The organism is Rhodocaloribacter litoris, assembly GCF_011682235.2.
GTDB lineage: Bacteria > Bacteroidota > Rhodothermia > Rhodothermales > ISCAR-4553 > Rhodocaloribacter > Rhodocaloribacter litoris.
On the sequence record NZ_CP076718.1, the window covers coordinates 3,493,196 to 3,514,760 of the forward strand.

Here is a 21,565-nt window from a genome sequence, read left to right on the forward strand (position 1 = left end):
TCTTTATGCTGAAAAGCCGGTGTCCGACGGCGTAAGGTAACAGCAGCGGGACTCAGTCGCCGTCGGATGCGTCCGGGGGCACGGGGCGGGAAGCCGGCTCCCCGTTCCGGTTGAAGAGCGGGAACTCGCGTAGTCCCTTGGCTTCGTCCAGGAAAAGCTGGCGGTGCGGGAAGGGGATCTCGATGTCGGCTGCCCGGAGGGCCTCGCGCACCTTCTCCACGTATTCATACTTGATCTGCATTTCCTGGAGGGGATTTTTCAGGTAGAGCCGGAGCGACATGTCGACGCTGGAATCGCCGAGGCCCGTGACGACGCATTCCGGCGGGTAGTTCGGGTGGAGCCGGTCGTCCCCCTCGGTCAGCCGGAGGACCACCTTGCGGGCCTCCTCCGGATACTCCTTGTAGGCGATGCCGAAGGGAATCTCGACGCGCAGGATGCCCAGCATCGTGTGGTTGATCAGCTTCTGGTTGATCATCTGGATGTTGGGCATGACCAGGATCTCGTTGTTGAGCGTGCGCACACGCGTCGAGCGCAGGGTGATCTCCTCGACCGTGCCATAGATGCCTTCGATGACAATGCGATCGCCGACGCGGAAGGGGCGGTCCAGCAGGATCGTCACGCCCGAGATGAAATTTTCCAGGGTGTCCTTGGCGGCGAAGCCGACGGCGATGCCGACGATGCTGAAGCCGGCCAGCAGCGCGGTGATGTTGATGTCGAAGTTGGCCAGCACCATCAGCGTGATGAACGAGAGGGCGACGACGCGGTAGGACTTGAGGAGCAGGCTCTGCAGGCCGGGTTCCACCTTCCGGCTGCGCTCGAGCATCCGGTGCAGGATCGAGCCGAAGATGCGGTAGAGGATGTAGAAAAAGATGAAGACGAAGAGGGCGCTGAGCAGCTTCGGGATGAAGGCTACCGCCAGCCCGCCCAGGCCGTCGTAGAGGCGGTTGAGCACCAGTTCCCATTTGCCCTCGATCAGCAGCCGGCCGGTCTCCCCGACCTCCCGGCTGAGGGTACTGATCGCGCCGACGGTGTCGACGGCCGACGTGTCGGCGGCCAGCGTGTCGGGCGCGACCTGACCGGTGTCCGGTGCCGCCTGCTGCGGCAGGACGACCGTGGAGTGGAACGAAAAGGAGGGTTTCATCGGGCCCTGCTATGCGGCGACTTCGTCGAGGACAGGGGTTTTATTCACGGAGCGGCCGTAGAGTTCGGTCAGAAGCCGGAGGCGGTCTGCGATGGGGCGGGTGAGCTGCTCCGGCGTGAAGCGCCAGGTCCAGTTGCCCTGTTCCTGGCCCGGCGTGTTCATGCGGGCCTCGGAGCCGAGGCCGAGCACGTCCTGCAGCGGGACGATGGCGAAGCCGGCCACCGAGGCGAAGAGGGCGCGGATGAAGGCCCAGTGGATCTCGCGCTCGCGGCGGGCGTCGAGGTCGAGGTAAAGGCGGCAGTAGCGGTGGGCCCGCTCGACGGCGGCGGCGTCCTGGGTGCTTTTCGTTTCGTGCCACCACCCGACGACCGTGTCGTTGTCGTGGGTGCCGGTGTAGGCGACGAGGTGGTGCCGGTAGTTGTGCGGGAGGAAGTCGGCATCGGCATCGCCGTCGAAGCCAAACTGGAGGATGGCCATGCCGGGAAACCCGAAGCGGTCCATCAGGGCCGTGACCTCGTCGGTGATGACGCCCAGGTTTTCGGCCACGACGGGCAGCTCGCCCAGTTCGTGCCGGAGCGTTTCGAACAGGTCGGCCCCCGGCCCTTTCACCCATCGCCCGTTGACGGCGGTTTCCTCGGAGGCCGGAACCTCCCAGTAGGCTTCGAAGCCCCGGAAGTGGTCGAGCCGGACGAGGTCGACTTCCGAGAGGATCTTATGCATGCGCCGGGTCCACCAGGCATAGCCGTTTTCGGCCATGACGTCCCACCGGTAAAGGGGGTTGCCCCAGCGTTGCCCGGTTTTGCTGAAGTAGTCCGGCGGAACCCCGGCCACGACGGTGGGGTTGCCGTGGGCGTCGAGGGCGAACAGGTGGGGGTTGGCCCACACGTCGGCGCTGTCGTGGGCGACGTAGATGGGCAGGTCGCCCATGATGCGGATGCCGCGTTCGTTGCAGTAGGCTTTGAGGGCCTGCCATTGTTCGTGGGCGAGGAACTGCCAGAACCGGTGCATGCGGATCTCGGTGGCGTAGGCCTGCCGGGCCCGGGCCAGGGCCTCGGGCCGGCGATGGGCCAGCGCGGGATCCCAGGCCGTCCACACCTGTTCTCCGTGGACCTCCTTCAGGGTCATGAACAGGGCGAAGTCGTCGAGCCAGGCGGCGTGCCGGGCACAGAAGGCCTCGAAGTGGGCGGGGTCGAGGAGGCCGGCCCCGGCCTCGAAGCGGCCGAAGGCCCGGCGCAGCAGGGCCGTCTTGACCGGGATGACGCGGTCGAAGTCCACCCGGCCGGCAGGAAAGGCGGGCAGGCCGGTGAGGTCGTCCGTGTTCAACAGGCCCTGTTCGCGTAGCCGTTCCGGGCTGATGAGCAGCGGGTTGAGGGCAAACGTGGACAGGCCCGCGTAGGGCGAGAAACCATAGCCCACCGGGACGAGCGGCAACACCTGCCAGATCCGCTGGCCGGTCTGTACGAGAAAGTCCGCGAACTGATAGGCGGCGGGGCCGAAGTCGCCGATGCCGTAGGGGCCCGGCAGGGAAGTGATGTGAAGCAGCAGACCGCTGGAACGTGTCAGTTGCATGTAAGAAACGATCAATAGGCCGTAACGGCCCGTGGAAAATTAGCCGTGGAGGTGCAAGGATAAGGAAATTTAGCCCGACCCGGGCTGTGATGAGAGGTTTCCTCCGGGGATCGTCCCGTTTTTCGGCGCTATTCGCCAAGATTTAAACGTGATAACGGGGTCGGTTACCTGCCCGCGGTTGCGTAACCCGCTGCCGTCCGGGGCGTAACAACAGGCCCGCAAGCCCACCGACCGTCTTACGACTGCCCTATGCAAGACCTGCTCGCGATCCTGACGCCGGCCGACTGTGCGTATCTGATCGGCCTTATCGACAGCAACGTGAACCTGACCGACGCGGGCAGGCTGCGTCGCCTGCTGGCCGAGGTGGAGGCGCACGACACGCCGGCGACGCGTGCCGCCCTGAACCGGCAGCTCGAGCGGGAGATCCGCTACCTCGGAAGTTCCGAACTGCTCTACTGGGCCCGTTATGCGACGGGCCGGGAGCCGGGTGCTCCGTTCCAGCACGTCGTGCGGGACGTGGCGAAGGCACTCAAGGTGGACCCGCCGCGTCCCGGTACGGCCCGCGAACAGGTCGAGGCGGTCGTATCGCAGTATGTCACGCAGCAGTTTGCCGGCCTCTCCCCCGGGGAGCAACAACGCCTGCTCGAAGAACTGGGCGTCGAGCGGGAGAAGGCGGCCGCGTTCCTCAAACGCTCGGCGGGGGTCTTTGCCCTGCCGCTGCTCATTCAGGCCTTCAACACGATCGTCGTCGAAGGGCTTATCAAGCGGATCATCTTTGGCACCATCGCCCGGATCATCGGGGCCCGGCTCGCCCGGCAACTCTTCCAGCTCATCGCCGGGCGCTTCCCGTGGTGGGTAGGCTGGATCGGTCCTGCCGCCTGGACGATCTCCATCGGCTGGACGGCGCTCGACCTGCAGGGGCCGGCCCTGCGCCAGACCGTCCCCATCGTGCTTTACCTGGGGCTCTGCTCACTCCGCGAGCGGATGGCCTCGACGCCGGCCTCCGCCCCCGGCGGTTCCGCCCCGGCGTAGTGTGCCTGGAACCGGGCGTAGAGGGTCTCCAGCAGCGCTTCGGCCTCACCGGCCGGCAGGTCGTGGATCACGGGGGCGGCGAAGCCAGCGACCCCGGCCGTGTCCACATAGACGGAGCACAGCCCCAGCCGTCGCTGGAACAGCGAGGCCGTCAGATAAAAGACTTGAAACTTCTCGACGGGCAGGACCCAGACGTGGTGCCGGAGGACGCCGCGCCGGACGAAGAGCCGTTCGCCCGTGAAGACGTACCCGTGGCGCCGGAAGGCCAGCCAGGCATAGAGACCGACGAGCGGCAGGGCCGTCAGGCTCCACCAGGCCGGCGTCCAGAAGAGGGCCGTGCCGGCTGAGAGCAGCAGCAGCGCCAGGGTCCAGCGCACGAAGACGCGGCGGGCATGCAGCGGCGAGACGGAACGAAACGTCTCGGGCAGGTGAAAGGGCAGCATGGGCCGGGCCACCGCCTCGATCTCGTCGAGACGTGCGAAGGGAGCGGCCACCTGATAGCCCTGCTCCCGCGGGTCGAATCCCATCGTTTGCAGCTTCAACTCCCACCATCCGAAGCGCTGCATCAGCGGGTTGGTACGCAGGATGAGGGCCTGAACCTTGCGAAAAGGGATGGTGTTCTCCGAGACGGTCAGCAGGCCGTGCCGCTTGTGCAGTTTGCCCGGCTCGTACCAGAGCCGGAAGCCGTAGTACTTGCCCAGGTTGACGGCGATGCCGGTGAGCCAGGACAGGAGCGCAGCCAGGAGGGCAAACAGGAAGGCCGTCAGCCAGGGCGCGTCGGCGGCGCGGGTTATCAGCGGCCGGAGCGCCCCCCGCGAGAGCCAGAGCGCAATGGCCTCCGGATCCGGGTCGAAGTACTGGAGCAGGGAGAAAGCGACGGCGATGTAGAGCAGGGAAAACCGGAAGGCGCCCGAGAGCAACACCCGGCGCAGCGACAGGCTAAGCCCTGTCGTCTCCGGCGTGGCCTCGCCCGTCTCCGGCGTCGTGGCCGGTGGACCGGCGGCCGCCTCCGGTGCGTCCGTGCGGTGTTGCTGGTAGACCCGGACGATCCGCCGGATGGCGTGGGCCTCGGGCACCGACACGTATTCGAGGACGCCCTCGGTGGCTGCGCTGCCGGCCGTCTGTACCTTCACCTTGGCCAGGCCCAGCAACCGGGCCAGCAGCCGCTGCTCGATCTCGATGCTCTGGATGCGCTCGATCGGGATGTTGCGGTGCTTGCGTGTGAGCACCCCGCTCTCGATGATCAACTCGCGGGGGGTGATGCGATACCGAAAACGGTGGTAGTAGAGGACGATCCAGGGCAGGGCGATCACGCCGTAGATGATGGCAATGACCAGGTTGATCCAGGCATCCCGGTCCGGGTGGCGAAGGAACGGCAGCAACAGGAAGAAAAGGGCCGGCAGGCTCACGACCAGACGCTGCACGAGCGTGAGCGGGTGCAGCCGCCGGGCTTCCCGGTAGGAGGCCGGATCCACGGGCGAAGACCCCTGCCCGTCACTCCGGGACAACACGGGGACCGGCGGCACGTCAGACGACATCTTCCTCCAGGATATAGCGTTTCATGGCGTCGCGCAGCTTTTCGGCTTCCTCGTACCGCAGCCCGGGCAGCACGATTTCACTGCTGCGGGCGCCCGCCGTGTGCACGACGAGCCTTCCGAGGCCGAATTCACGCTCGATGACGTCCTGAGAGACGTCCAGGTGCTGGATGCGGCGCAGGGGCACGATGGTGCGGACCCGGTTGAAGAGGCCACGCTCGAGGTAGAGCTCCTCCGGGCGGAGCGCGTAGCGCCAGAAACGGTAGCGCAGCGGGGGCACGATCAGGCACAACGCCAGCCCGGCCGCAAGCACCAGGGCGGTCGTGAGGCCGAAGGGCAGGGGAAGGTCTCCGTCGAACAGGTTGAGCACCTCATAGGCCAGCGTGCCGAGTGTGGCAACCCCGGCCACCATTCCCAGCTTGAGGCGCCAGACGTTCAAAACGGCTCGGTCGAGAGGGTGCATCGCGTGGTGTTCATGAACCTCCAGTCAGTTCGGCCAGCAGCTGGCGGGCCTTTTCCCGGTTCCGGCGGTCCTGGCTGGTAAACGGCGGCAGGGCGAGGACCCGCCGCAGATGCGGAATCGCCAGCGATGCCCGGTCCATGGCAAGATAGGTCATGGCCAGTTCGTAATGGGCGATCACCAGCGTGGAGTCGAGGGCGAGGGCCCGCTGCAGCATGGCGACGGCATCCTCCTTCGAGCCGGAGGGAACGTCGCCGAAGAGCACCTTCGCAAACGTGCGCTGGACCCAGCTCAGTTCGGACACCTCCCGGTAGAAGATACCCAGGGCCACGTAGGGCAGCGCATACGTCGAGTCCAGCTCGATGGCTTTTCGGGCATAGGTTTCCACCGCCCGCCCGATGCGCACCTTCTCCTTACCGCCCCTGAAGCGTGCCAGGTTGCCGTTCGTGGCAGCCAGGAAGAAGTACGTCTCGGGGCGTTCCGGGTGGTGCTCGCGAAGCTGCTCGGCGAACGCGACGGCCTGCACGAAGTGTTCCTCGGCCGCCTGTTTCGAGCCGGCGGCCAGCAGGTCCTGCGCCAGGTCGTTGTGGGTGCGTGCCAGCCGCAGGAGGACGTCAAAGCTTTCGGGTGCCCGGGCATAGGCGCTCCGGTAGGCGTCGAGCGCGGCCGCATGGTCGAAGCGCCGGTAGAGGGCGTCGCCGCGTGAGAGCAGGGCCGCCACCGTGGTGTCGCCACCCACCGGTGCAGCGGGTACCTGACCCCGCAGCGGGACGGCCGGGACGAGCATCAGGCCGGCGGAGGCCCAGAGCCAAAGCGCCTTCAGAGAAGAGAGCATGTCGGAAAAGAAAAGGACGTTGCCGGCCCATCAGAACGAATCAGCGGCGGGCAGGTTCGCCCGGCCGGGGGGACTCCGGGCCGGTTCCGGCCTGAGATGGTGCGGGAGGCCGTTCTTTTTTTCGTACTCCCGTAACGGAAACAAACCCGGAAGAAACCCATCTCAACCTCGTCGCCTATGTGCTGTTTATGTGCAGGCATGCCGTTCGTCTCACCCGACCCCGTTTACCCATGATCGACCTGAAAGCCCCCGTCTCGACCGACGCCGACCGCTCCCCGGAGGCCGCCGCCCTCGCCACCCGGTACCGGGACGTGCGCGCGTTTTCCGAAACCCTCTGCCGGCCGCTCGTCACGGAGGACTACGTGATCCAGTCCATGCCCGACGTCAGCCCGACGAAGTGGCACCTGGCGCACACGACCTGGTTCTTCGAAACCTTCGTCCTGAAGGAGCACGACCCCGCGTACGAACCCTTTCACCCGGCCTATGCCTACCTGTTCAACTCGTACTACGTGCAGGCCGGGGAGCGCTTCTATCGCCCGCACCGGGGCCTGCTCTCGCGCCCGACCGTCGAGGAGGTCTACCGCTATCGCGCCCACGTCGACCGGCACGTGACGGCGCTGATCGAAGGGGCCGGCCCGGCACGGCTCGAGACCATCGCTCCCCTCGTCGAGATCGGACTGCACCACGAGCAGCAGCATCAAGAGCTGATCCTGACCGACCTCAAACATGTCTTTTCGATGAACCCGCTGTATCCCGTCTACGCCGAGCGCCGGGCCGTGGAGGACGCGGCAGCGCCCGGGGACGGCATGGACTGGGTCGTCTTCGAGGAAGGGCTCTACGAGATCGGGCACGACGGGCGCGGCTTCGCCTACGACAACGAGGGCCCACGCCACCGCCGCTTCCTGCAGGCCTTTGCCCTGGCCGACCGGCTCGTGACGAATGCCGAGTACCTGGCCTTCATGGAGGACGGCGGGTATGAGCGGCCCGAACTGTGGCTCTCGCTGGGCTGGGCCACCGTGGAGGAACGCGGCTGGAAGGCCCCGCTGTACTGGGAGCGGCGTGACGGGACGTGGTACCACTACACCCTCGGCGGCTTCCGGCTCGTCGACCCGGCCGAGCCGGTGTGCCACATCAGCTATTTCGAGGCGGATGCCTATGCCCGGTGGGCCGGTGCCCGCCTGCCCGAAGAGCAGGAGTGGGAGGTCGCGGCCTGCGGCCTGCCCGTCGAGGGCAACTTCGTGGAGCAGGGGCATTACCATCCCGTGCCGGCCCCGGCGCCGGGCGGCCTGCGCCAGATGTACGGCGACGCCTGGGAGTGGACGCGCAGCGCCTACAGTCCCTATCCCGGCTACACACCCCCGCCCGGTGCCCTGGGCGAGTACAACGGCAAGTTCATGTGCAACCAGTACGTCCTCCGGGGCGGCTCCTGCGCCACGTCGCAGACGCACATCCGCCCCACCTACCGCAACTTCTTCCCGCCCGACGCCCGCTGGCAGTTCTCCGGCATCCGCCTGGCGAAAGACGTCTGAACCGGCACGGTGCTTTCCGGAAATCTTTCTTCTATGCCTGAACAGAATCACGGCGTGGCCGTCCTGGACACCCGCCCCCGGCCCGCCGACACGCGGGCCGAGGTGCTCGACGGGTTGCGGCGGCCGCAGAAAACGCTGCCTTCGAAGTATTTCTACGACGAACGCGGTTCCCGCCTCTTCGACGAGATCACCCGGTTGCCGGAGTACTACCTGACCCGTACCGAACTCGACATCATGACGCGGTACGTGGCGGAGATGGCGGCCTGCCTGGGACCGCGCTGCCTGCTCGTCGAGTACGGCAGCGGCAGCAGCCTGAAGACGCGTATCCTCTTGGATCACCTGCCGGACGTGGCCGCCTACGTGCCCGTGGACATCTCGCGGGCGCACCTGGAGGCCGCCGCCGCCCGGCTCGCGGAGGAGTATCCCGGCCTGCGCATCCTGCCCGTCTGCGCCGACTACACGGCTTCGTTCGAGCTCCCGGACCCCGGCGTCCCCTTCCGCCGCGTGGCCGTCTACTTTCCGGGCTCCACCATCGGCAACTTCACGCCGGAGGAAGCCCGCGCCTTCCTCGAGCGCATTGCCGGCGTGGCCGGACCGGGCGGCGGCCTGCTCATCGGCGTGGACCTGCGCAAAGACCCGGCCGTCATCGAACCCGCCTACAACGATGCTCGGGGCGTCACGGCCGCCTTCAACCGGAACATCCTCGTGCACCTCAACCGGCTGCTCGGGGCCGGCTTCGACCCGGAGGCCTTCGCCCACCACGCCTTCTTCAACGAGGCCGAAAGCCGCGTCGAGATGCACCTGGTGAGCCTGAAAGACCAGTGCGTCCGCCTCGACGGCGAGGCCATCCCGATCCGGCGCGGCGAGACGATCCTGACCGAATACTCGTACAAGTATACGCCGGAGGCCTTCGCCACCCTGGCCGAAAGCGCCGGTTTTCGCGTCGAGCGGGTGTGGACCGACGAGGCTCGCTATTTCAGCGTGCAATACCTGTGCGTTCGCTGACGAGGCCCTGCGCCGGTCGTGGCGCGTTCGTATCTTCGGGTCCGATGCCGGTCCCCTCGGCGGGCACCGGGCTTTCTCACGGGAGGACGACATGGCGCATCCCTGGCACGACATCCCCATCGGTCCCGAGGCCCCGGAGCTTTTTCAGGCGGTCATCGAGATCCCGCAGGGGGGCAAGGTCAAGTACGAACTCGACAAGGAGTCGGGGCTGCTTCGCGTCGACCGGGTACTCTATTCGTCGGTCATCTATCCGGCCAACTACGGTTTCATTCCGCGGACGCTGGGCGACGACAACGACCCGCTCGACGTGCTGGTGCTGATGCAGGAGCCCGTGGCCCCGCTGAGCATCCTGCGCGCCCGCCCCATCGGCCTGATGAACATGCTGGATCAGGGGCAGAACGATGAGAAGATCATCTGCGTGCACCTGGACGATCCGGCCTTCAACGGCTATTACCACATCTGGGAGCTGCCCGAACACCGGCTCCGCGAGCTGAAACGCTTCTTCCTCGACTACAAGAAGCTGGAGGAAAAGGAGGTGCTCGTGCAGGACTTCCTCGGCCCCGACAAAGCCCGCGCCGTGGTGGCCCAGGGGATGAAACGCTACCGGGAGATTTTTCTCAGGCCGGCGCAGGAGGAAGAAGCCGGGGGCGGGACCTGAAGGCGGCGGGACGGGGTGCTCAAAAAAAACGACCAGCCTATCATGGCAGACGTGATCGACTACCGGATTCTCGGCGACGACATGCAGGTGGTGGTGATCGAGCTCGATCCCGGCGAAGGCGTGCGGGCCGAGGCAGGAGCCATGCTCTTCATGAGCGACGGCGTTCGGATGCAGACCGGCACGGAAGGGGGCCTGTTCAAAGGATTCAAACGGGTGCTCACCGGCGAGAGCTTCTTCATCACCACCTTCATGCAGGCAGGCTCGAACCGGGGGACGGTGGCCTTCGGAGCACCCTATCCCGGCAAGATCATCCCGATCGATCTGGCCGAGCACGGAGGGGCTTTTCTCTGCCAGAAGGATGCCTTTCTGTGTGCGGCCCGGGGTGTCGAGATCGAGGTGGCCTTCACGAAACGGCTCGGGGCCGGGCTCTTCGGAGGGGAAGGCTTCATCCTGCAGCAGCTCTCCGGAGACGGGATGGCTTTCGTGCATGCAGGCGGCACGATCATCCGGCACGACCTGGCCCCCGGCCAGACGCTCCGCGTCGATACGGGCTGCCTGGCTACCTTTTCGACGACCATCGACTATGACATCCGGTTCGTCGGTGGCTTCAAGAATGCGCTCTTTGGCGGCGAGGGGCTGTTTCTGGCCCACCTGACCGGTCCCGGCGTCGTGTACCTGCAGAGCCTGCCCTTCTCGCGCCTGGCCGACCGCATCTACGCCGTGGCGCGTGCCGGCCAGGATCGGGAAGAACGGAAAGGGGTGGGGGGCAGCGGCCTGTTCGGCGGGCTCATCAGCGGAGACAAGTGGTGACCCGATCGTGGGTGGGCGGGTGCGGAAGGCCCGTCCCCGGACTTTTTCTCACCTTCAACCTGACTGGCATATGCGCATCGTTCTGACGGCTTTTCTGTTGTTTCTGCTCTCGGCCCCCGCCCTTCGTGCCCAGGAGGCGGGATGGGTGGAGGCCTACCGCGGCGTCGCTGACCGCATCATCGACGCGGCTCTGGATGACAGCGCGGCCTTCGACCGGCTGGCCTACCTGGTCGACACGTTCGGCCCCCGCTTCAGCGGGACGCAAAACTTGGAAGACGCCATCGACTGGGTCCTGGCGGAGATGGCGGCCGACGGGCTGGAGAACGTCCGGGGCGAGCCGGTGATGGTGCCCCGCTGGGTGCGCGGCCGCGAGTCGCTCACGCTGCTGGCGCCCCACGAACGGGAGCTGCAGATGCTGGGGCTCGGCGGCAGCGTCGCCACGCCGCCCGAAGGCATCGAGGCGGAGGTGCTGGTGGTGGGCTCGTTCGACGAGCTCCGGGCGCGGGCCGCCGAAGCGGCGGGCAAGATCGTGCTCTACAACGTGCCCTTCACGACGTATGGCGAGACGGTGCGCTACCGCACCACGGGGGCGGTGGAGGCCGCCCGTGCCGGCGCTGTGGCCAGCCTCGTGCGGTCGGTGGGGCCGTTCTCGCTCTACACGCCGCACACGGGCAACTCGCGCTACGAAGAAGGGGTGCCGGAGATCCCCCACGCCGCCGTGACGGTCGAGGATGCGATGATGATGCAGCGGATGCAGGACCGGGGGCAGGCCATCCGCGTGCGGCTCTACATGGAGGCCCGGACGCTCGACGACGTGCCCTCCCGTAACGTCGTGGCCGAGCTCGTCGGGCGCGAGCGGCCCGAAGAGATCGTCGTGCTCGGCGGGCACATCGACTCGTGGGACGTGGGGCAGGGGGCCATGGACGATGCCGGCGGCTGCGTGGCCGCCTGGGAGGCCGTCCGCCTCCTCAAAGCGCTGGGCCTGCGCCCCCGCCGGACCCTCCGCGTGGTGCTCTGGACCAACGAGGAGAACGGCCTGCGTGGCGCGCTGGCCTACCGCGACGCCCACCTCGAGGAGATCGAGAACCACGTGCTCGCCATCGAGTCGGACGCCGGCGTCTTCAAGCCGACGGGTTTCGGCTTCGGGGGGAGCGATGCAGCCTACGAGGTCGTCCGCGCCATCGGTCGCCTGCTCGAACGCATCGAGGCCGGAGCCGTCACGCGGGGCGGCGGCGGCGCCGACATCGGCCCGCTCATGCGCCTGGGCGTGCCCGGCATGGGCCTCTCCGTGGACGGCTCGAAGTACTTCTGGTATCACCACACGAACGCCGACACGCTCGACAAGCTCGACCCCCACGAGTTCAACTTGGCCGTGGCCACGCTGGCCGTGATGGCCTACGTCGTCGCCGAGATGCCCGAACGCCTGCCCCGCGAGGTACCCCCCGGCGGATAAGGCCGCGTTGCGCGCCTGAGCGCAAAAGAAAACACCGGCAGACCCACCTGGGATTGGTTGCTGATCTCCTCAAAGAGACCCGTAACGGGAGGAAGGGGGTGTGCCGGTGCTACTGTCGATTTCTACCCGGCCGGTAGAGGGGGGTTTCCACGTGCTTCGTCGTTGCGTGGTTCGCAAACGAACCGGGCCATACGCAGACCGGCGAGATCATACCGGGGGCGGCTCAAGCGGCTTTGGCAAGGACTTCGAGGGCCGTGCGGTAGGTTTCGTAGTCGGCTTCGGAGAAGAGGACGAAGCGGACCTCGGCGAAGGCGCCGGGCCGGGCCTGGACCTCGTCGCGGACGGTGCGCAGGGCGATGGGGGCGGCCAGCGTGATCGGGAAGCCGTAGGCTCCGGTGCTGATCGAGGGGAAGGCAACCGTCCGCAGGCCGTGCTGGTGGGCCAGGGCCAGGCTGTTTCGGTAGGCGGCGGCCAGGATTTTCTCCTCGCCGTTTCCACCGCCTGTCCAGATCGGGCCGACGGTGTGAATCACCCACCGGGCAGGTAACTCACCGGCAGTCGTGATGACGGCCTCACCGGCGGGCAGGCCGTCCGGATACTGTTCGGTGCGAATCTGCCTGCAGGCTGCCAGGATGCGCGGGCCGCCGCGCCGGTGGATCGCGCCGTCCACGCCGCCGCCGCCCATCAGGCTCGAGTTGGCCGCATTGACCACGGCCTCCACGTCCTGTTCCGTGATGTCGCCCTGAACGAGGCGCAACGTCGTGTTACCGATCTGCAGCGTATCCATGGTGCGTTTTCACGGTTTGCTCCGGGGGACGGCATCGTCCGAAGAGAAGATTTGCGGGTTGCATGCGATGACGAGATGCCGGTCGCGTATATTACGGGCCGTGGAGGCTTCGGTTCGCTCACTGGAACGGGCGGAAAGGTTGACGGATTGCTGAAAAAAGTGCACATTGGAGCCGGTTCAAAAAAACCCTCCGTGGGGGGCTTTGAACTTATAAAAGGGTCTCGAAATGCCGAAACAAGAGACAGCTCGCACGCACCCTTGGGCGTAGATTCAGGTTTTTTTCTGTAGCGAGCCTGTATGGAGCCCCGAACGGGCCGTAGGGAGAAGTTCGTCGGGCCAGTTGCATGAACGGTAGGGGAAGTGCGCGTATTGCGGCGGCGGGTCTGTTCCCGGGGGTACCCCCAGCGCGGATCATCCCTGCCCTCCTCTTTCGCTACCGGTGTTTGATAACTTTGAAAACTACGGGCCGGCTTTATGAGAAACGCATGCTGTTTGTGTCTTGCCGCGCTGGGATGGTTCTCCGGTTGTGCCATGTCGCCGGAGCCGGAGATTCCTCTTGCTGCCGTTGAGCCGCTTGCGCTGGAGGCGGCGCCCGGCAGCAGTTCACCTCACCTGACCGTCGGGCCGGACGGGACGGTCTACGCCGTGTGGATCGATCCGGTGGAAGAGGACCGGCATGCGCTCCGCCTGGCCACCTATGCACCCGGGGATACGGCCTGGAGCATCCCGCGGACCATTGCTTCGGGAGCGCGCTGGTTCGTCAACTGGGCGGATGTGCCGTCGCTGGCGGTGGGGGCGGACGGTGTGCTGGTGGCGCACTGGCTGGTCTATAACGGAACCGAACGGTATGCCTACGGCGTCAGGGTGAGCCGCTCGGCTGACGGCGGCGCCACGTGGAGCGCTCCGGTATGGCTCCACGAAGACGACAGTCCCACCGAGCACGGCTTCGTCTCGATGGTGCCCGTGGCGGGGGGGGCCATGCGGGTCGTCTGGCTGGACGGCCGCCTGTTTGCCCGGGGCGATCGCACCATGACCCTGCGCGGGCGCCTGCTGCATGCCGACGGGTCGTTCGGCCCCGAAGCCCTGCTCGACGAGCGCGTCTGTGAGTGCTGTCCCACGGCGGCCGTGTCGCTGGACGACGGCGCCGTGCTGGTCGTCTACCGGAACCGCACCGGGGAAGAGGTGCGGGACATCTGGCGCGTCCGTTTCGACGGCACGGCCTGGGGTTCCCCGGCACCGGTGCACGAAGACGGCTGGGAGATCACCGGATGCCCGGTCAACGGCCCGGCGGTGGCTGCCCGCGGCAAGCAGGTCGTTGTGGCGTGGTTCACCGCCGCCGGTGAGGTGCCGCATGTGAAGGCGGCCTTCTCCGAGGACGGCGGCGAGACCTTCGGGCCGCCGGTCCTGCTCGACCAGGGCCAGCCCACCGGGCGGGTGGATGCCGTCTTGCTGGACGACGGCACGGCCTTCGTGAGCTGGATCGAGGGGAAAAGCGCCGGCGAGGAAGCCGGCCTCTATGCACGCCGGGTGACGCCCGACGGCCGGACGAGCGAGGCCGTGCTGCTGATGCCGTCGACGACGTCGCGGGCCGGCGGCTACCCCCGCATGGTTCACGCCGGGCAGGAACTCGTCTTTGCCTGGACCGAGCCCGGCACACCCGGCCGCGTCCGCTCCGCCCGGGCCCGGCTGGGGAACTGATCCCCTTTCCGCCCGGGGACGCCCGCAGGTCGTGGTGGGGTTGCAGATCGGAGGTGGCTTCGTGTTCCGGGGTGAACCGGTCGTTGGGGGCCTCAGAACGGGATCTCGTCTTCGACCTCGTCCGGGACGCGCTCGTGGGTGAGCGGGCGGATGCCCCGGGGGGAGAAGCCAAACAGGTCTTCCGGGGAGAAGATGAGGCGGAAGTCGTGCTCGGTGAAGAAGGGTTCGAACTTGCGGGCGAACTCGTCGAGGCGTTTGAGGTAGTAGGCGGTGTTCTCATCGGGCCGGGCGGGGTCCCATTCCCCGGCGAGGCGGGCGTTTTCGAAGCCGGTGACGTGGGCGCCGGTTCCGGCGATGTAGTACGTGACGCGGTCGCCCTTGCGCACGGGCTGGCCGGTCGTCTCGGCCCGGCGGCGGGCCAGTTCGTACGCGGCGGCCCGGGGGCGCTTGCCGGCGGCCACGTCGGCCTCGTACTGCTCGAGTGTGTCTTTGAGCGTCTCGGTGCGGGCAAAGTCCTCCACGCCGTCCCAGGCGTGGGCGGTGATGCGGTCCCGGTAGGCCAGGTAGAGATCGTGCAGGCCCTGGATGTCTTCGTCGAGCAGGAGGCGGACGGCCTCGCGGACGAAGCGCCGGCCGAAGCGCTCCGTCGAGCGGGAAACGAGCGAGGAGCCCTTGAAGCGGAGCCGGTCGTCGTAGGTGAGCAGGGCGTAGTTCTTTTTCTTGTACGAGAGCATCTTCTTGAAGCGCCCGTCGAAGCCGATCCGGATGCCGGGAGGCATGGCTTCGTTCAGTTGCCGGACGAAAGCCCGTTCGGCGGCTTCTCCCGCAACGCCCGGCGGGGGGACGAAGAGCACGCCGTCGGTGTCCACTTCCACCACCCGTCCGCCGGCTTTGCGGATCAGTCCGATGATCCGGCGCAGGAGCTGCTGGCCGGTCGTCGCCACGCGGTCGGCTTCGGCGAAGTCGTTGAAAAGGGCCAGGCTGAACCCGAGGTGGCCGTAGAAGCTATTGATGATGTTCTTGTACGAGGTCTGGCGGGCGTCGAGTTCGCTGCGCAGTTCTTCGGACGGGGCCGTCTTCATCCGGTGTTTGGCTTCGAGGCGCAGTTCGGTCAGGCGGCGGAGGAGTTCGGGAAAGAGGCCGAGGGCGTCGCTCCGGGGGCGGACGTCGTACTGGAGCATGATCGACGGATAGAGGCTTTCGACGTCGGCGTAGACGATCGGGCCGGTGACGCCGGTGATGAAGACGTCGGTGTAGCCGCCGGCCGTCTGGCTGCCCCACTGGCTTTTCGGCAGGCTGTGTCGCCGGCGCAGGTATTCGCGCACGAAGAGGGCCTCGATCTTGGCGGCCGGGCCGGTGCGGGCCACCTGGCCGTAGGGCATCGGGAGCATCTGCGTCAGGTAGAACGTGGAGCCGGAGAGGTGGCGGGCCAGGCGCTCGGTTTCGGTCACGTCGTCGAGGGCATAGGCCAGCAGCCGGGCCGGGTCTTCCCGCCAGGCGCGGGCCAGTTCGGGGCCTTCGACGTAGGTGCGCTCCTTGGCGGCGAAGCCGAAGTAGCGGGCGGCGGCCTTCAGCCCGTAGCCGGGCAGGTCGCGCTTGAAGACGTCGTAGCTCATCACCTGGAAGTAGGTGTCGACGATGTGCCGGCCGGGGATCTCGAAGGCGGGGAAGTCGACGGTGCGTTCGGCGAAACGCATGCTGGAGGGGAAGACGCGGGGGGTGCTGCCATCGCGGCCCAGGGTGAGGGCCAGGCCGTGCCGCTGGCAGCGGGCCTGCAGGTAGGCCAGGTCGAAGGCGTAGACGTTGTGGCCCTCGATCACATCCGGGTCGCGCTCGCGCACGAGTTCGATGAGGCGGCCGAGCAGCGCGGCTTCCGTCTCGAAGGCCTCTCCGTGGGCCACCGTCACGCCGGGCGCCCGGTGGAGTAGCCGTCGCCAGCCCCGGTTGTCCGAGAGGGCGACGATGACGACGGCGTCCCCGGGGCGTTCCGCCAGCGGGAAACCGTGCTCGGTGTAGACCTCGATGTCGAGCTGGAGCCGGTGCAGGTCGTCGAACGTCATCTCCTTGAAGCACGTCCGGCCGGTCTGCATCAGGTACTGCTGTGCCGGGTTGCCGACGAGGTAGAGCGCCTCCGGCCGGCTTTCGCGGCGCTCGGTGCGGCGCTCTACGTGGCGCACGGCGTCCCAGTAGGCTGTCCACGAGGAGAAGACGACCAGGAAGCGGAAGAAGTTGTCCCCGGCGAGTCGCTGGAAGCGGAAACGCTCGCGGGGAAACCCGTTCAGCAGGGTGATGTCGCTGAGGAAGAAGAAGGGGAAGAAGGGGGCCGTCTCCGTTTCGATGTGGCGGCCGTCGGGGCTGCGCCGGTAGACGCGCACCCGGGCCGCGTCGCCGTCGAGCAGGGGCTGGACGTCCACGATGCGGGGCGTCGCATCCTTACCGAAGAGGGCGATGTCCGTCGGGGAGCCGGAGGCAGGGAGCGGGTGGGACACACGCAGGGGATCCGGTTGGCAGATACGGGAGAAGAACGCGCCAGGCGCCGGTTCGTTCGGGGCGTGTGGGCCGGCGCCGGCGGCGGCCGTGCTCTCAGAAGTCGACGCGGAGGCGCACGTTGACGGTGCGGGGAGTCAGGCGGGTCGGGATGCGGGTCCAGATGCCGGCGGCGTCGGGCACCCAGGTGTATTCGACCGTGTTGACCATGTTGAAGACGTTGAGGATCTCGCCCGTGAGTTCGAGCCGCACCGGCCCGCTGATGCCGTGTTCGAAGACGGCGATGTGTTTCGTCAGCCCCATGTCGAACCGGAAATAGCGCGGATAGCGGGCCGAGAAACGCTCGCCGGGAACCTGCGTGACGAGGTTCCCCACCTTCGGTCCGGGGCGGGGCGGGGTGTAGGGCAGGCCGCTGCCGAAGAGCGTGCGGAGGTGGATCTTCCAGGTCGTGTCCCCGGGGATGTAGTCCTGGACGAAGAGCGAGACCGTGTGGCGCTGGTCCGTCGGGCGGGGGATGGAGCCGTCACGATATTCGTCGACGAACGCTTCCTTGAAGCGCTCGCGGGCGACGAGGAAGCTGTAGTTGACCCAGCTCTCGAGGCCCGGCACGAACTCGCCCCGGAGTTGCAGGTCGAAGCCGTAGGCGTAGCCGTCGGCGTCGTTTTCGCCGGAGTAGAGCACCCGGACGTTCTCGATGTCATACGTGATCAGGTCGTGCAGGTCTTTGTAGTAGGCCTCGCCGCGCAGGTAGAAGCGTTGTTTCGGCAGGAAGTGTTCGACGCCGGCGACGAACTGCATCGACCGCTGGGATTTGAGGTTGCGGTTGAGCGCGCCCAGGATCGTTTCGCCGGGCTCCGGCTGGCCCCGCAACTCGCGGTAGGTCGGTGTCTGGTAATAGATCCCCCAGGCGCCGAGCAGCGTGGTGCGCTCGTCGAGGCGGAAGCGGGTGGAGAAGCGGGGTGAGAGGGTGAGTTCGTCGTTGAAGGAGAAATAGTCGGCGCGGAGACCGCCGGTGAACGTGAAGCGGCCGGGACGGCCGGGCAGGACGTCGAAGCTGTCTTGCAGGTAGAAGCCGGCCTGCCGGGCGCTGAGCGAGGCGCTGTCCTGGAGTTCGTTGGCGACGATACGGATGACGTCGCCGTCGGTGGAGCGGCCGGTGACGGAGGTGGCCTCGTCGAGGCGATCGTTGAAGGTGAGGTGGCGGAAGAAGAGGCCGGCCTCGGCGACGTGCCGCCCGAGCAGCAGTTGCCAGCGGCTCTGGCCGGTCCAGGTCGTCACGCGGACGCGGTTGTTGGCATGCTCTTCCTGCCGGGAGTTGCCGATGGGAAAGAGGCCCTCCCCTCCCTGGGGGTTTTCGCTGCCGGGGTCCACCTGAAACAGCACGGACGATCCGCTGAGCTGGAACACCTCGTCCTCGACAGTATGGAAGTAGGATACGTCGTGTTCGAGGCGGAGCGCCGGGGTGAGCCGGTTCGAGAGGCGCAGCCCGGCGAAGCGGGTGGCGTAGCCGTCGCGTTCCTCGCTGCCGGCATCGTAGCTGATCCAGATCGACTTGAGGTTGGAGGGGGCGCGGCGGCTGTCCTGGCTGAGGGTGCCGAAGAAGGTTTTGCGGGCGCTGGGGTCGAGCGTGAAGGTGTGTTCGGCCCACATCCCGAGGGCTTCGAGTTCATGCCCGGGCGCCAGGGTGAAGGTGAGCAGGGCCTGGAGGTCGGTAAAGTCCGGGTTATAGTCGCCCTGGAGTTCCTGGGTGGCGAAGAACCGCCGGGGGCGGGACTTGCGGAAACCGACGAGCCATCCGAGCCGCCCGTCGAGGGCCGAGGCGCCGCCGCTGAGGCCGGCGTCCAGGAGCGAGGCGTAGGCCGAGCCGCTGAGCGGGGCCCCGGTGCGGTTCGGGCGCCGGTATTGCACGTCGAGGGCCGAGGAGAGCTTGCCGCCGTAGCGGGCCGGAAAACCGCCCGTATAGAACGTCATCCGTTCGGCCAGGTCGATGTTGAGCAGGCTCAGGCCCTCTTGCTCGCCCTGGCGCGGGCGGAAGGGAAGGAAGATTTCGAAGCCGTTGATGAAGATGAGGTTTTCGTTGAAGCCGCCGCCACGGACCGAGTACTGGTTGGAGAGCTCGTTGTTGGTCGCCACGCCGGGCATGGTCTTGAGCGCACGGAGGCCGTCGTTGACGGGCATCGGTATGTCCTGCACGGTGCGCGGGTCGACCTCATAGACGCCGGCTTCTTCCTGGACCGCGCGTCCTTCCACCGTCACCCCCTCCAGTTCGATCGTCTCCGGCGTGAGGACCACGTCCAGGAAGAAGGTTCGATCCCGGCGCACGTGTGCCGAATCCAGGCGGGCGGCAAAGCCGACGGCGGAGAAGCGCAGGAGGTAACGGCCTTCGGGCAACCGGAGGCTGTAACGTCCCTGTTCGTCCGAGGCGGTGCCGAAATTGGTGCCGTTCACCAGCACCGTTACACCGGGCAGGGGCGCACCGGAATCTTTCTCGGTGACGCGGCCGGCTACCTCGCCCCAGTTCTGGGCCAGGGCGCCCTGTGCCAGCGAAAACAGCACAAGCGCAGCAAAAAAACGCATGATCCGATGACGGCGGTTCGAACAGAAGGGGGATGACAGGATCGTAGTATCGGTGCGTCGATATGCGTTCTTTCGCTGGGGGAAAAGAATCTTCGAAGAGGAAGGAGCCGCCGGGGTGCGCCCGAAGCCCTCAAACGGCACGTCGTCGTCAATCGTTCCGGGAACGCGTCCCGCGTGCCTGCCTGGAAGGTAAGCTGCCGGCTCGAGGCCGGCAAGGAAGAAAACGGGCCCCGTGCCGGTTCAGTAGGCCCGTGCGAAGACGACACGTCCTTTCGAGGGTTTGCCGGTGATCATGTCGGTGCCCGGCGTGTCGTCCCGTTCCAGGGGGATGCACCGGATCGTGGCCGTCGTTTCGGCCTTGATGCGGGCTTCCGTTTCGGGCGTGCCGTCCCAGTGGGCCAGGACGAAGCCGCCCTTTTCGTCGAGCACGGCCTTGAAGTCGTCGTAGGTGTCGACGCGGGTGGTGTGGGCTTCGCGGAAAGCCAGGGCACGGTCGAAGAGGTTGCGCTGGATGGCGTCGAGCGTGGCGCGGACGCGTTCCGTGAGGCCCTCCTGGGGAATCGTTTCCTTCTCGCGCGTGTCGCGCCGGGCGAGCTCGACGGCGTGGTTGCGCACGTCGCGCGGGCCCAGGGCCAGGCGAACGGGGACCCCCTGCACCTCGTGCTCGTTGAACTTCCAGCCCGGGCGATAGCCTTCGCGGGCGTCGAGCCGGACGGAGATCCCGGCGTCCCGCAGCGTCCGGGCGATGCGTTCGGCCGCCTCCAGGACGGCGGTGCGCTCGTCGTCCTGCCGGTAGATGGGCACGATCACCACCTGGGTGGGGGCCAGGCGGGGCGGCAGCACCAGGCCCTGATCGTCCGAGTGCGTCATGATGAGGGCCCCGATGAGCCGCGTCGAGACGCCCCAGGACGTGGACCACACGTATTCGAGCTCGTTGTTCTTGTTCTGGAACTGGCAGTTGAAGGCCCGGGCGAAGTTCTGCCCCAGGAAGTGGCTGGTGCCGGCCTGCAACGCCTTGCCGTCCTGCATGAGGGCCTCGATACAATAGGTCTCGACCGCCCCGGCGAAACGTTCGCTTTCCGACTTGAGCCCGCGCAGGACCGGCATCGCCATGTACTCTTCCGCGAAGCGGGTGTAGATGTCGAGGATGCGCAGGGTTTCCTCGAGGGCTTCTTCGCGGGTGGCGTGCGCCGTGTGGCCCTCCTGCCAGAGGAACTCCATGGTGCGCAGAAACAGCCGGGTGCGCATCTCCCAGCGGACCACGTTCGCCCACTGGTTGATCAGGATGGGGAGGTCACGCCAGGACTGGATCCAGCGGCTGTAGGTGTCCCAGATGATCGTCTCGCTGGTGGGGCGCACGATCAGGTTTTCCTCCAGCTTCGAGGCGGGGTCGGGCATGAGGCCCCGCCCGTCTTCGGTCGCGGTCAGGCGGGAGTGCGTCACCACGGCACATTCCTTCGCAAACCCCTCGACGTGGGCCGCCTCCCGTGCCAGGAACGACTCCGGGATGAAAACCGGGAAGTAGGCGTTCTCGTGGCCGGTCTCCTTGAACATGCCGTCGAGCACCCGCTGCATGTTCTCCCAGAGCGCATAGCCGTTCGGGCGGATGATCATGCATCCCCGGACGGGCGAATAGTCGGCCAGCTTCGCATGGCGAACCACGTCGAGATACCACTGCGAGTAGTCTTCGGCGCGAGGGGTGATAGCGTCAGCCATGGTGTACAGTCCTGCGAAGTTTTCAGTACACGGCGGGCCGGAGGGGTGCCTGTACGCCGCCGTAGGCGCCGGCGAGCGACTCGGCCCGGTATTTGCCGTAATTTCAAGCGGAGCCGGGCCGTTACGCCCGGGTATCTGCGCGCGGCTCATACCTACGACGGGGCGGTCCTGCCGGCCGCCCCGGGAGCCGGGCGGGGAATATACCGGCTCGCCTCCGGGTTTTCCAACGCGTTGCCTGCGAGGAACGCTTGAATATGCGAGGGATTATAACGA

Annotated in this window: 16 protein-coding genes; 7 read left to right on the plus strand and 9 right to left on the minus strand. The window is 67.0% G+C overall.

Annotated features, from left to right (window positions below):
* Window positions 1-52: 52 nt before the first annotated feature.
* Window positions 53-1,141, minus strand: coding sequence for a mechanosensitive ion channel family protein (locus GQ464_RS14470; protein ID WP_166976970.1), 1,089 nt, complete (start codon window positions 1,139-1,141; stop codon window positions 53-55).
* Between the two features lie 9 nt (window positions 1,142-1,150).
* Window positions 1,151-2,710 (minus strand): 4-alpha-glucanotransferase, encoded by a 1,560-nt coding sequence (gene malQ / locus GQ464_RS14475; protein ID WP_166976968.1) that lies wholly within the window; start codon window positions 2,708-2,710, stop codon window positions 1,151-1,153.
* 249 nt (window positions 2,711-2,959) lie between these two features.
* Here malQ and GQ464_RS14480 point away from each other — a divergent pair, with 249 nt between their 5' ends.
* Entirely contained in the window at window positions 2,960-3,742 is a 783-nt protein-coding gene (locus GQ464_RS14480) for a hypothetical protein (RefSeq protein ID WP_166976967.1), read from the plus strand.
* Here GQ464_RS14480 and GQ464_RS14485 read toward each other — a convergent pair.
* From GQ464_RS14485 to GQ464_RS14495, 3 genes are read right to left on the minus strand one after another with little or no spacing between them, the layout of a single operon-like run.
* Window positions 3,664-5,280 (minus strand): PH domain-containing protein, encoded by a 1,617-nt coding sequence (locus tag GQ464_RS14485; protein ID WP_166976965.1) that lies wholly within the window; start codon window positions 5,278-5,280, stop codon window positions 3,664-3,666. The two genes, GQ464_RS14480 and GQ464_RS14485, sit on opposite strands and share 79 nt — an antisense overlap.
* Window positions 5,270-5,740, minus strand: coding sequence for a PH domain-containing protein (locus tag GQ464_RS14490; RefSeq protein WP_166976963.1), 471 nt, complete (start codon window positions 5,738-5,740; stop codon window positions 5,270-5,272). The genes GQ464_RS14485 and GQ464_RS14490 overlap by 11 nt, the downstream gene beginning before the upstream one ends.
* A gap of 10 nt (window positions 5,741-5,750) precedes the next feature.
* Window positions 5,751-6,572, minus strand: a complete 822-nt coding sequence (locus tag GQ464_RS14495; RefSeq protein ID WP_166976961.1) for a tetratricopeptide repeat protein — start codon at window positions 6,570-6,572, stop codon at window positions 5,751-5,753.
* Between the two features lie 230 nt (window positions 6,573-6,802).
* Here GQ464_RS14495 and egtB point away from each other — a divergent pair, with 230 nt between their 5' ends.
* The 5 genes from egtB to GQ464_RS14520 all read left to right on the plus strand — a co-directional run bounded on the left by egtB (window position 6,803) and on the right by GQ464_RS14520 (window position 12,027).
* Window positions 6,803-8,101 (plus strand): ergothioneine biosynthesis protein EgtB, encoded by a 1,299-nt coding sequence (egtB, locus tag GQ464_RS14500; protein WP_166976959.1) that lies wholly within the window; start codon window positions 6,803-6,805, stop codon window positions 8,099-8,101.
* Between the two features lie 33 nt (window positions 8,102-8,134).
* Window positions 8,135-9,106, plus strand: coding sequence for an L-histidine N(alpha)-methyltransferase (gene egtD / locus GQ464_RS14505; protein WP_166976957.1), 972 nt, complete (start codon window positions 8,135-8,137; stop codon window positions 9,104-9,106).
* A gap of 91 nt (window positions 9,107-9,197) precedes the next feature.
* Window positions 9,198-9,764, plus strand: coding sequence for an inorganic diphosphatase (locus GQ464_RS14510; protein ID WP_166976955.1), 567 nt, complete (start codon window positions 9,198-9,200; stop codon window positions 9,762-9,764).
* A 42-nt stretch (window positions 9,765-9,806) separates the two neighbouring features.
* Window positions 9,807-10,574 (plus strand): TIGR00266 family protein, encoded by a 768-nt coding sequence (locus GQ464_RS14515; protein ID WP_166976953.1) that lies wholly within the window; start codon window positions 9,807-9,809, stop codon window positions 10,572-10,574.
* Window positions 10,575-10,644: 70 nt separating this feature from the next.
* Window positions 10,645-12,027 carry a M28 family metallopeptidase gene (locus tag GQ464_RS14520; protein WP_166976951.1) on the plus strand — a complete coding sequence of 461 codons (1,383 nt, stop codon included), beginning with the start codon at window positions 10,645-10,647 and terminating at the stop codon, window positions 12,025-12,027.
* Window positions 12,028-12,250: 223 nt separating this feature from the next.
* Here the strand turns inward: GQ464_RS14520 and GQ464_RS14525 are convergent, their stop codons facing one another.
* Window positions 12,251-12,814 (minus strand): O-acetyl-ADP-ribose deacetylase, encoded by a 564-nt coding sequence (locus tag GQ464_RS14525; RefSeq protein ID WP_166976949.1) that lies wholly within the window; start codon window positions 12,812-12,814, stop codon window positions 12,251-12,253.
* A gap of 531 nt (window positions 12,815-13,345) precedes the next feature.
* On the opposite strand from GQ464_RS14525, the gene GQ464_RS14530 reads away from it, so the two are divergent.
* Entirely contained in the window at window positions 13,346-14,512 is a 1,167-nt protein-coding gene (locus tag GQ464_RS14530; protein ID WP_166976947.1) for a sialidase family protein, read from the plus strand.
* A gap of 92 nt (window positions 14,513-14,604) precedes the next feature.
* On the opposite strand, the gene GQ464_RS14535 is transcribed toward GQ464_RS14530, so the two are convergent.
* The 3 genes from GQ464_RS14535 to proS all read right to left on the minus strand — a co-directional run bounded on the left by GQ464_RS14535 (window position 14,605) and on the right by proS (window position 21,292).
* On the minus strand, window positions 14,605-17,001 hold the full coding sequence (locus GQ464_RS14535; RefSeq protein ID WP_166976945.1) for a DNA polymerase domain-containing protein: 2,397 nt from the start codon (window positions 16,999-17,001) through the stop codon (window positions 14,605-14,607).
* 94 nt (window positions 17,002-17,095) lie between these two features.
* Window positions 17,096-19,576, minus strand: a complete 2,481-nt coding sequence (locus tag GQ464_RS14540; RefSeq protein WP_228350323.1) for a TonB-dependent receptor — start codon at window positions 19,574-19,576, stop codon at window positions 17,096-17,098.
* A gap of 240 nt (window positions 19,577-19,816) precedes the next feature.
* Window positions 19,817-21,292 (minus strand): proline--tRNA ligase, encoded by a 1,476-nt coding sequence (gene proS, locus GQ464_RS14545; RefSeq protein WP_166976943.1) that lies wholly within the window; start codon window positions 21,290-21,292, stop codon window positions 19,817-19,819.
* Between the last annotated feature and the right edge of the window lie 273 nt (window positions 21,293-21,565).